The 10,743-nt window shown below is 71.1% G+C and carries 9 protein-coding genes (1 of these 9 only partly in view); 2 read left to right on the forward strand and 7 right to left on the reverse strand.

The features are described from left to right. Positions 1-57: 57 nt before the first annotated feature. From MCBMB27_RS19055 to MCBMB27_RS19065, 3 genes are all read right to left on the reverse strand, one after another. Positions 58-636: a GNAT family N-acetyltransferase gene (locus tag MCBMB27_RS19055; protein WP_043348725.1), complete on the reverse strand. Its 579-nt coding sequence runs from the start codon at positions 634-636 to the stop codon at positions 58-60. Continuing rightward, entirely contained in the window at positions 636-2,981 is a 2,346-nt protein-coding gene (locus tag MCBMB27_RS19060) for an Orn/Lys/Arg family decarboxylase (protein WP_043348722.1), read from the reverse strand. The genes MCBMB27_RS19055 and MCBMB27_RS19060 overlap by 1 nt, the downstream gene beginning before the upstream one ends. A 218-nt stretch (positions 2,982-3,199) precedes the next feature. Next, a complete protein-coding gene (locus tag MCBMB27_RS19065; RefSeq protein ID WP_075381055.1) occupies positions 3,200-4,180 on the reverse strand; it encodes a hydroxyacid dehydrogenase in 981 nt (326 codons plus the stop codon). A 512-nt stretch (positions 4,181-4,692) separates the two neighbouring features. On the opposite strand from MCBMB27_RS19065, the gene MCBMB27_RS19070 reads away from it, so the two are divergent. Continuing rightward, entirely contained in the window at positions 4,693-6,822 is a 2,130-nt protein-coding gene (locus MCBMB27_RS19070; protein ID WP_075382029.1) for a TonB-dependent receptor, read from the forward strand. Between the two features lie 153 nt (positions 6,823-6,975). Next, positions 6,976-7,731 (forward strand): hypothetical protein, encoded by a 756-nt coding sequence (locus MCBMB27_RS19075; protein ID WP_075381056.1) that lies wholly within the window; start codon positions 6,976-6,978, stop codon positions 7,729-7,731. A gap of 9 nt (positions 7,732-7,740) precedes the next feature. Here MCBMB27_RS19075 and metB read toward each other — a convergent pair whose 3' ends face one another. From metB to MCBMB27_RS19095, 4 genes are all read right to left on the reverse strand, one after another. Continuing rightward, positions 7,741-8,901 carry a cystathionine gamma-synthase gene (metB, locus tag MCBMB27_RS19080; protein WP_075382030.1) on the reverse strand — a complete coding sequence of 387 codons (1,161 nt, stop codon included), beginning with the start codon at positions 8,899-8,901 and terminating at the stop codon, positions 7,741-7,743. A 212-nt stretch (positions 8,902-9,113) separates the two neighbouring features. Continuing rightward, positions 9,114-9,293, reverse strand: a complete 180-nt coding sequence (locus MCBMB27_RS19085) for a hypothetical protein (RefSeq protein WP_053611291.1) — start codon at positions 9,291-9,293, stop codon at positions 9,114-9,116. A gap of 91 nt (positions 9,294-9,384) precedes the next feature. Next, positions 9,385-10,365: a BLUF domain-containing protein gene (locus MCBMB27_RS19090; protein WP_075381057.1), complete on the reverse strand. Its 981-nt coding sequence runs from the start codon at positions 10,363-10,365 to the stop codon at positions 9,385-9,387. Positions 10,366-10,392: 27 nt separating this feature from the next. Next, a protein-coding gene (locus MCBMB27_RS19095) for a putative bifunctional diguanylate cyclase/phosphodiesterase (RefSeq protein ID WP_083683626.1) crosses the window boundary here: on the reverse strand, positions 10,393-10,743 show its 3' end. 1,374 nt of this gene lie beyond the right edge of the window; only the last 351 of its 1,725 coding nucleotides appear in the window; its start codon lies beyond the right edge, outside the window — the gene reads right to left on this strand; it ends in the stop codon at positions 10,393-10,395.

Consider the following 10,743-nt stretch of genomic DNA (forward strand, 5'->3'; position numbering starts at 1 on the left):
CGCTGCGCTCGCAATGACGGCGGCCGGGCGTCGGACGCCGCCCCGTCCCGGCCCGCGCTACCCCGGCCGGTCCTCCGACCCGGTGCCCAGCGCCCGCTGGACCATGACGCTGTCCGACCAGTGGCCGTACTTGAAGCCCACCGCCCGCAGGTAGCCGACCCGCTCGAACCCGCAGGCCTCGTGGAGCCGCAGGGACGCCGCGTTCTCGGCGTCGATGTAGCCGATCATCTGGCGGTAGCCGCCGGCCGCGCAGGCTTCGATCAGGGCCGGCAGCAGCCGGCGGCCGATCCCGGCATGCAGGTGGTCGGGATGCACGTAGATCGAGTGCTTCAGCGTGTAGCGGTAGGCCGGGCGTTTCCGGAACGGCACCGCGTAGGCGTAGCCCGCCACCGCGCCGTCCCGGTCGGCCACGAGGTGGGGCAGGCGCTTCTTGCGCATGGTCTTGCGCCGCCGCTTCAGGTCGTCGGGAAGCAGACGGTCCTCCTCGGCGACGCCGACATCGCTCACGCCCCTGCTGATGTGGTGCTCGTAGATCGCCACCATCGCCTCGACATCCGCATCCGAGGAGGCGCGGATGACGATGTCGGGGCAGGTGCGGGCCGGGACCAGGCCGGGCGTCTCGACCTCGATCTCCATCAGGCCCCCTCGCGTGCCACGTAGGTGTGGAAGCGGATCCGCCCGTCCGGATCGACCTCGCGGTAGACGCCCTGGATCTCGGCCTCGAAGCCCGGGAACAGGTTGGCGGAGGCCTCGAACATCTTGAAATAGTCGAGCATGGGCTTGGCCCGGTCGTCCAGGCGCTCGCCCGGCAGCACCGTGCCGATGCCCGGGGGATAGACCAGCATCAGCGTGGTGGCGATCCGCCCCTCGGCCTCGGCGATCGGCACGTAATCCACCTTGTTGCGGGTCAGCAGCTGGGCGGCCTTCTTGGGCGGCATCACCATCTCGGGCAGGTGCTCCGGGGCGAACTGGCGCCGCTGGAGCGTGGAGGTGCCGGCCTCCCGGTGGAAGGCGTGGAATTCGGCGCAGAGGTCGCGCAGGCGCACGCCGCGGTAGCGGTTCGGCCGGCGGTTGACGAATTCCGGCATGGCCTCCTCCAGCGGGACGTTGTCGTCGTGGAGCCGCTTGAAGGCGACGAGGCCCGAGATCAGCGTGCCGGCCTTGGAGGATTCGACCCCCGGGGTCAGCAGGAAGAGCAGCGAGTTCAGGTCGTTCTTCTCGGCGACGATCCGGTTCTCACGCAGGTACTGGGCCACGATCGGCGCCGGCACGCCGTGCTGGGCGTAGGCCCCCGTGTGCCGGTCGAAGCCGGGGGTGAGCACGGTGAGCTTGTTCGGGTCGGTGATCGCGTAGCCCGGCGCCACGTGGGTGAAGCCGTGCCAGCGGGCGCCCGGCTTCAGCTCCCAGTGGCGCGGCGTGGCGGCGAGTTCGTCGGTCGGCACGCTCTCCCACGGCACCTCGGCCCCGTCGGCATTCACCGTCACGTCCGGCACGAAGGGGTCGAAGAACCAGCGCCTTGCGGGATCGCGTTCGTTCTCCTCGAATTCCCGCCGGATCGCCCGGACCTTCTTGCGCCACTCGATCCCGAGCCGGATCGTGTCGTCCCACAGGATCATGCCGGAGCGGCCCTTCATCATCTGGGCGCCGACGTCGAGGGAGGCGAAGAGCGGGTAGAAGGGCGACGTGGAGGCGTGGACGAGGAAGCTCTCGTTGAGCCGCTTGTGCTCGACCCGCCGGGTCTGGCCGCGGATATGCCCGTCGCGGGTGTGGATCTGCGAGGCCTGGGAGAAGCTCGCGAGCTGCTTGTGGGTCGATTGCGTGGCAACGATGCCGGGCGAGGTCTCGTCGAGGCCGGTCAGCCCCATGGCGAAGCGGCGGGCGTAGAGCGGGTGGAACTTCATGAAGCCCGCCCAGGCCTCGTCGAACAGGATGTAGTCGCAGAGGTGGCCGATCTTCTCCAGGATCTCCTGGGCGTCGTAGATCGTGCCGTCGTAGGTGCACTGCTCGATCACCGCGACGCGGAACGGCCGCTCCCGGCGCCACGCCTCGGGATCGGTCACCAGCGGGTTCCGGCGGATCTTCTCCCGGATCCGGGTCTCGTCGAGGGCCTCATGATACATGGGGCCGATCAGGCCGTAGGCGTTCCGGTCCGTTTCCAGAAAGATCGGGATGCCGCCGCCCAGGAACAGGGCGCCGTGATGCGCCGCCTTGTGGTTGTTGCGGTCGAACAGGACGAGGTCGTCCTCCGCGATCAGCGAGGACAGGACGATCTTGTTGGAGGCCGAGGTGCCGTTGAGGACGAAGTAGGTCTTCTCGGCCCCGAAGATCTTGGCGGCCTCCTTCTGGGCCTTCAGCGCCGGGCCCTCGTGGGTCAGCAGGTCGCCGAGGTCGAGGACCGAGTTGTCGAGGTCGTCGCGGAAGATCGCTTCCCCCAGGTGCTCCACGAAGATCCGGCCGATCGGCGACCGGTTGTAGAAGATGCCGCCGTTGTGGCCCGGGCAGGTCCAGAGCTGGTTGCCCTTCTCGGCGTAGTCGACGAGCGCGCCGAAGAACGGCGTCTTGAGGGTCTGGGCGTATTGCGTGACCCGGCTGACGAGGCCGCGGGCGATGAATTCCGGCGTCTCCTCCGCCAGGAAGATGTAGCCGTCGATGAAATCGAGCAGTTCGACCGGGATGTCCTCCAGCCGCTTGCGGCGGACCATGATGACGATCGGCATCTCCAGGCCGCGCTTGCGCATCATGTCGATCAGGGCGGCGGCCTTGCCGTCGAGGCCGCGCTTGCCCCAATCGACCACGAGGCAGCCCACCGCGGCGTCGGTCTGCACCGCGATGGCCGCGTCCTCGACCCGCCGGGCGCGCACCACCTCGAAGCCGCGCTGCTCCACGGCTGCCACGATCTGATTGACGCGCGCGCCTTCGAGATCGTCCGGATCGAAGGCGGGGGCGCACATCAGGACCGTGAAGCGACGGTGGAAGTCCATGGAGCCCTCTCTGGCCTCGGATGCAGCGCGTGGCTTTCCGGCCCGTCTGCGACGATTGCATGACAACGTGCGCGGCGGGTGGTCGTGGTGCGGACGAAAGGGCGTGATCCGGGCGCGGTCGGAGCCGTTGGACCGCGGCCTTCCCACCCGCGCCCTCAGCCTGAGGTGCCGGTCGGAGATCGGTCGCGCGGCCCGCGGCGGCAACCCGTCTCAGGGTATCACAGGGCGCGCCGCCGCGCCCAGACATCCGGATTGACCAGTCCGCCCGGCCGCCGGCTCGCCAGCACGTCGACCACGCGGCCGGCGGCGGTCTCGGCGGTGCGGATCAGGGCCGACCCGGTGGAACCGCCGACATGGGGCGTCAGGATCGCCCGCGCCTGACGGGCGAGGGGGTGGTCGGCCGGCAGGGGCTCCTGGGCGAAGACATCGAGCCCGGCGCCCGCGATCGTGCCGGATTCCAGCGCCTCCACCAGGGCCGCCTCGTCGATCAGGCCGCCGCGGCTGGTGTTGATCAGGAAGGCGTCCCGCTTCATCCGGGCGAGCTGGTCCCGGCCGATCAGGCCGCGGGTGGCCGGGGTCAGGGGCACGTGCAGGGAGACGATGTCGGCCTCCGCGAGGAGCGCGTCCACCGAAGGAGCCCGCAGGGCGCCGGCATTGGCGAAGTCGGCGTCCGGCCGGCTCGGGCCGTAGGCCAGCACCCGCAGGCCGAGGGCCGCGCCGAGCCGGGCCGTCGCCTGCCCGATCGCCCCGAAGCCGACGAGGCCCAGCGTCAGGCCGGCCAGCTCGATCAGGCGGGCGGTGAACTTGAAGCTGTCGTCCCCGCGCCGGACCGAGCGGTCGGCCTCCGGCAGGGCCTTGGCCAGGGCGAAGATCAGCGCCAGCGTCTGCTCGGCCACCGAGACGGCGTTGGCGCCGGGCGTGTTGACCACCACGATCCCGGCCTCGGTCGCCTCGGCGGTGGCGACGTGGTCGGTGCCGGTGCCGTGCACGCCGATCACCCGCAGGGCCGGGGCCGCCGCGATGGCGCGGGCCGGGAAGCCGGTGTTGCGGGTGATGACGGCGACGCACGGGGCGGCCTCGCGGGCCAGGGTCTCGGGATCCGTGCCGCTCGCCGGACGCGGCTCCAATCCGGCCGCCCGCAGCCGGTCGAGGCCCGCCGCGTGGATCGGCTGGACGATGAGGCACGGACCGGTGATCACGGGAAAACCTCTGCACTAGAGGAGGGGTGACAGGCACGTTTCGCGCCGGGCCCGTCTAGGCGGGGTGGGCAAGCCTGGCAACCGGGCGCCCCGGTCTCCGCCGCGGCAACCCGATCGGACGCGCGCGATCCACACCCGATCGCGGCCGTGTCGGGCCCCGCACGCCCCGCCCGGCCCGACGATCCCGGCCGCGCGCCTCGGCCGAGCTCCGGCCCGGCCTTCCGCGAAATCGCCGGCTCGACCGTGCGATGATGAGTGAGGCACTGATAATGATGTCGTTCGGCAATGAAAGTCAGTATAGAACTCACTCAATATCGATCACGTAGATCGACCCTGCATGCGCTGAATATAATTATAATTAATCCAAATGTATTTTTGACACACGTAGAGATATTTGCTGCCTTGCTCCGTGATTCGGAGCTTTCGTCACAACAATGCGGTCTCAAGATTTCTCGGTGCCGGTTTCCGCGCGGAACCGGCGCCGGCGGCGCGCGGCCCGGCCGGTTCTCCCGATGGCTGTCCTGCTGGGCTTCGTCGGTTCCGGGCTGCACGCGGCCCGCGCGGAGGAGGCTGGGGCCGGCCGGGAGGTCCAGCTCGACGAGATCTCGGTCGCGAGCGCGGTCGCGCCGCGCGGACCGGTCCCGGCCTATGCCGGCGGTCAGGTAGCGCGGGGCGGTCGCCTCGGCCTGCTGGGCGATACCGAGATCCAGAAGGCGCCCTTCAGCATCGCCAGCTACACCGACACGCTCATCCGGGACCGGCAGGCGCGGACGGTATCCGAGACCCTGGTCCTCGACCCGTCGGTGCGCGCCACCCAGACCACGGGGGCGCCGTTCGACTCCTTCTCCATCCGGGGCTTCCCGTCCAACGAGAACACCAGCGGCGAGGTCGCCTTCGACGGGCTCTACGGCATTGCCCCGAGCTTCCGCATCTTCACCGACTACGTGGAGCGCATCGAGGTCCTGAAGGGGCCGTCCGCCGCCCTCACGGGGGTGTCGCCGAACGGCGCGGTCGGCGGCGTGGTCAATATCGTCCCGAAGCGCGCCGGCGCGGACCTGACCCGCGTCACCCTGGATTACGGCTCGACCGCCTGGGGCGGCAGCCAGGTCGACGTCGCCCGCCGCTGGGGGCCGGGACGGGAATGGGGCGCCCGCGTCGTCGGCAGCCTGCACGGCGGCGCCACGCCCTTCGACCGCCAGACCGAGACGACCGGCGTCGGGGCCCTGGCCCTCGACTACCAGGGTGACCGGTTCCGCGCGTGGCTCTACCTGCTGGCGCAGACGGACCGCTTCAACGCGCCGCTGCGCCCGTTCCTCCTGCGGGCCGGCGTGCCCGTACCGCGGGCGCCCGACGGTCGCCTGAACCTGACCCAGCCCTGGGAATACTCGGACGTCGACGATCGCGGCGGCCTGCTGCGCACCGAGTACGACCTGACCGATCAGGTCACGCTGTTCGCGGATGTCGGCGGCGGGCAGACCGGAGTGGAGCGGTACTTCCAATCGGCACCGACGATCCTCAACGGCCGCGGCGACACGACCAGCACGCCGCAATTCTACGCCCTCGGCGTCGACCGGCTCACCTACGACGCCGGCGTCCGGGCCCGGTTCGAGACCGGATTCATCCGCCACGCCCTCACGCTTCAGGGCTCCGTGTACGACGAGGCGACGGGACGGCGGTTCTCGCCCGGCCGGGGCGCCTACCTGTCGAACCTCTACGTGCCGGCCCTCGTCCCGTACATCGCGCCGATCTACGGCATCGGCCGGCCCCGCCTGTCCGACAGCACCCTGTCGGGGATCGCGGTGGCCGACACGCTGTCGGCCCTCGACGAGCGCGTCCTGCTGACCCTGGGTGTGCGCCGCCAGCGCGTGGAGGCGCACAATTACCTGTCGAATGTCGGCACGCTGGCCTCGTCGTACGACAAGAGCGCCACGACCCCGATGGTCGGTCTCGTGGTGCGGCCCTGGGACTCGGTCTCGCTCTACGGCAACTACATCGAGGGCCTGAGCCGCGGCGACGTGGCTCCGGCGGTGGCGACCAATTCCGGCACGATCCTCGCTCCCTACGTGGCCCGACAGGTCGAGGCGGGTGTGAAGCTCGATCTCGGCCGGTTCGGCGCCACGCTCGGCGCCTTCCGGATCACGAAGCCCGCGGGCGAGCTCGGCCCGCAGGGGCGCTTCGCGGCGACCGGCGAGCAGCGCGTCGGCGGGCTCGAGCTGAGCCTGTTTGGCGAGATCACGCCGCAGGTGCGGGTGGTCGGCGGCGTCACCCTACTCGACGGACGCCTCGTCCGGACGGCGCTCGCCGCCAATCGCGGGCACCGGCCGATCGGCGTGCCAGAGGTCCAGGCGAGCCTGGGCGCCGAGTGGGACCTGCCCGGGTTGCCCGGCCTGACGCTCAACGGCGCCGTCATCTCCACCGGGCGGCAGTTCGTCGACCTCGCGAACACCCAGGCCCTGCCGGCCTGGGCCCGCCTTGACCTCGGCCTGCGCTACACGACCCTGGTCGCCCAGCGGCCGACGACCTTCCGGGCCAGCATCCTCAACGTGACCGACGCGCGGTACTGGACCGGGGTCGCGTCGTTCGGCACCTTCTTCCAGGGCGCGCCGCGCACCTACCTACTGTCGATGGCGGTGGATCTCTGAGCCGGACCGGAGTGGCCATGCTGCTTCTGACGGGCCGCGCGATGTTTCACGGGAAACACTTTCTTAACCCTGAGAGTCGGGCGTGCGGGAGCCGCCCGCTGTTGCAGCGGCGCCGTCGCGGCGCGGCGCCTGCCGGGTTACCACCGGTCCACCATGACCACATCGAGCTGGCGCACCCTCCGCAACGAGCTGGCCCGGGCGCGGCTGGAGAAAGCCCTGCCGGCCATCTTCCCGGCATCGGTCCTCCAGCACGCTTTGGCGCGCCCGCTGATCCCGCCGACGCCGCGGCTCGCCGTCGAGAGCTACTGGCGTAACCACATCCTCCGCGCCGACCGGCTGGCCCGGGCGCTGGCGGCCCGCTCCGGGACGCCCGAGGGCTGGACCTGGCAGCTCGGGGCCGAGGGCCGGGCCGGAAGCTTCCGCATGCCGCCGGCACCCTACCGCGATCCGGTCTTCGCCCGCGGCCGGGGCGTCTGCTGCATTTGCGGTCAGCCGGTCTACCGGTTCGGCTGGCACCGGGATCTCTGGGCGCGCGGCGCCCCCAACACCAATGCCGGCTGGCACGCGGCCTGTGTCGCGGCCTGGAAGTTCTGGATCGCGCCGCATGCCCAGGTCCGGGCGCTGAAGCTCCGCCAGCGGCATCGCTGCACCACCACCGGCAAACGCCTGCTGAAGACGGCCGAGGTCGACCACACCTTGCCGCTCTACCGGGTCTGGCGGGAGCACCGCGACGCGCCCTGGCCGGTGCTGCTCGGCTATTGGGGGGCGCCGAACCTGCAGGTGGTCAACCGCGCCGCCCATGTCGACAAGTGCCGCGACGAGGCGGCCGAGCGCTCCCGGACCGTGCAGCGCGCCCGTTTCCGGGTGGTCGAGGACGAGTCCGGGTTCAGCGTGGTCGAGGAGGAGTGACCAGCCGGCTCAGCCGTCCAGGGCCTCGAAGGCCCGCGACAGGTCGGCCAGCAGGTCGGCTTCCGCCTCCAGGCCGACGGAGAGACGCAGCAGCCCGTCGGTGATGCCCGCGATGGCGCGCGCCTCCGGGTCCATGGCCGCATGCGTCATGGTCGGCGGATGGGCGATCAGGCTCTCGACGCCGCCCAGGGATTCGGCCAGCGTGAACACCCGCAGGGCCTCCACGAAGGTCTTCACCGCCGCACGGCCCCCGGCGAGCTCGAAGCTCAGCATGGCGCCGAAGCCCGCCTGCTGCGTCTTCGCCAGGGCGTGTCCCGGATCGGTGGGCAGACCCGGGTAATGCACGCGGGCCACCGCCGGATGCGCCTCTAGGAAGGCCGCCAGGACGGCGGCGTTGCGTTGCTGCTGCTCCACCCGCACGAACAGGGTGCGCAGGCCCCGGAGCGTCAGATAAGCGTCGAGGGGCGAGCCCGTGACCCCGATCGTGTTCGCCCAGGCGGCGAGTTCCTCCCCAACGGCCTTGTCGGCGGCGACCACGACCCCGCCGATGACGTCGGAATGGCCGTTCAGGAACTTGGTGGTGGAATGGACGACCAGATCCGCCCCGAGGGCGATCGGCTGCTGCAAGGCGGGCGACAGGAAGGTGTTGTCCACCACGGCCAGCGCGCCGGCCGCCTTCGCGTCCGCGGTGATGCGTCGGATATCCACCACGCGCATCAGTGGGTTGCTGGGCGTTTCGATCAGCACGACCTTCGGCCCCTCGGCCAGGGCCGCCGCCCGCGCGTCCGGATCGGTCTGGTCGACGAAGGCCACGCGGTAATGCCCGCGGGCGGCGCGGAAGCTCAACAGCCGGTGAGTCCCGCCGTAGCAATCGTGCGGTGCGACCAGGAGATCGCCCGGCCGCAGGCTCGACAGCGCGAGATCGAGGGCCGCCATGCCGCTCGCCACCATGACGGCGCGGGCGCCGCCCTCGAGCTTGGCGATCGTGTCGGCGAGGGCGTCCCGCGTGGGGTTGCCGAGACGCGAGTAGTCATAGGGTCCAGCCTGCTCGAAGGCCGGGAACTTGAAGGTCGTCGACAGGTGGATCGGCGCGATCACCGCGCCGAAGGCCGCGTCCTGGGCCACGCCGTTGGCCGCCGCAACGGTACGGGCTGCAAATCCCTCTGACATCGCCTCGTCCTCCACGCAGAGATCGTCCGCACCGTCCAACCGGAGCGAACGGGCGTTCTTTATGCAGAACGTATCAGACTTTCAAGAGAACGGTCGCGCGTTCATGCTGGGACGGTCAGCGCCCAGCGACGCCACGGCCACGGCGCCATGCCGGCGAAGACCTGTCCCGTCGGATCCCCGCGCGCAGCAGGGCCGCCCCCGATAACCGAGCATCACGGTGGACAGTCCGTAGCGCAGGACTGTGTCGCTCCGGCGGTCGGGTCGCCACCTTGGCCGGGCATGACGACCGCGTGCCAGTGCCGCAGGCCTTGTGCGCGCTGCGGGGTGAACGCGTCGAACAGGGTGGTCCTGTCGATGGCGGACAGGCGCAGGCCCAGGGCGCCACCGGTCATGCCCGGGGGCTCCGGAGGTCGTGCGGCCGCGTCATCGGGTCCCTCGAGGTCGGCCACGATGACACCCTTTCGCCCGCCCGCCGCGGCGGAGTCAGGCGGTGCGGGTGTCGCGCACCGCCGCCGGTGGCGTCTCGTCCGCCACGGCCGGTGCGGCGGCCCGCACGCCCTCGGCCTCCTGCGCCAGGGTGCGGGCCAGGAGACCGGCCCGTCCGGCCCACAGGTCCCGTTCGTCGCGCAGGACCTCAAGCCGGTCCGCGGAGGCGGCCAGTGCGACGCGCAGGCCGTCGATCTTCGCCCGCAGGTCGGTCGTACGCTGCCGCTCGCTCGCCAGGGCCGCCTTGAGCACGCTGAGGGCGGCTTCGGCCGCGCCGCGCGTCCCGGCGGGGCGACGCAGGACCGGTGCGGCCCGCGGCGCCAGATCCGACCCAGCAGGAGCCGGCGCCGGGGCCTGGGATGCGGGCTCCGGACGCAGCCGCGCGATCTCGGCCCGCACCTGCGCGACGTCGAGCCCGGCAGCCGCACGCGGCTCGGGCCCGGCCGCCAAGGGCGCGCGCTCCACGGGAGCGCTCTCCAAGGGGGCGGCCTCCACGGGGGCGGTCTCCGAGATAGCTGTCGCCACGGGATCGGCCCCCACGACCGGAAATCCCTCTTCCTCGAGAACGAGCCCGTGCAGCATGGCGAAGACCCGGTCGCCGTCGAGGCGCGCGAGGTCGAAGCCGCTCTCGGCCGAGAGGCTGCTGAAGCGGGCCTGCCCGCTGGACGACTGGCCCACGAACGCCATCGACCAGTTGGCGAAGGCGCGGCTCTCCGCCGGGCCGCATTGCAGGACCGTGACGTCGTCGTGCCGCAGGTCGCGCTGGATCCGCTCGAAGGTCGTCTCGACCCCCCGACGCGGACCTTCGAGCACCTGCGCGAAGGCGCCCGCGTTGAACATCAGGGCGCCGGTTACCCCGAGGGCCGCGTTGTTGCGCTGGGACGCGTCCAGGATCTGGCGGACCGCGGCCATCACCTCCGGCTCCGAGCCCTGCAGCAGGTTCTTGCTGGCATAGACGAGACGGTAGAGGTCGCTCATGGCAAGGCGTTCCGAAGGGGAGAGTGATCAGGTCTGCGGAAAGCCGGCGAAGACCTGGCGCAGGTCCTCGGCGGGTACGGGCTTGCTGATGAGGTAGCCCTGCACGTCGGTGCAGCCCTCCAGGCGGATGCGCTGCATCTGCTCGGCCGTCTCGACGCCCTCGGCGACGGTGGTCATGCCCAGGCTCTTGCCCAGGCCGGCGATCGCCCGGATGATCGCCTCGCCGTCGGGCTTGCTGGTCAGATCCTTCACGAAGGAACGGTCGATCTTGATCTTGTCGAAGGGGAACGAGCGCAGGTAGCTCAGCGACGAGTAGCCGGTGCCGAAATCGTCCATGGAGACGCGCACGCCGAGTTCCCGCAGCCGGTGCAGGGTCTG

It is taken from the genome of Methylobacterium phyllosphaerae, from assembly GCF_001936175.1.
Taxonomy (GTDB): domain Bacteria; phylum Pseudomonadota; class Alphaproteobacteria; order Rhizobiales; family Beijerinckiaceae; genus Methylobacterium; species Methylobacterium fujisawaense.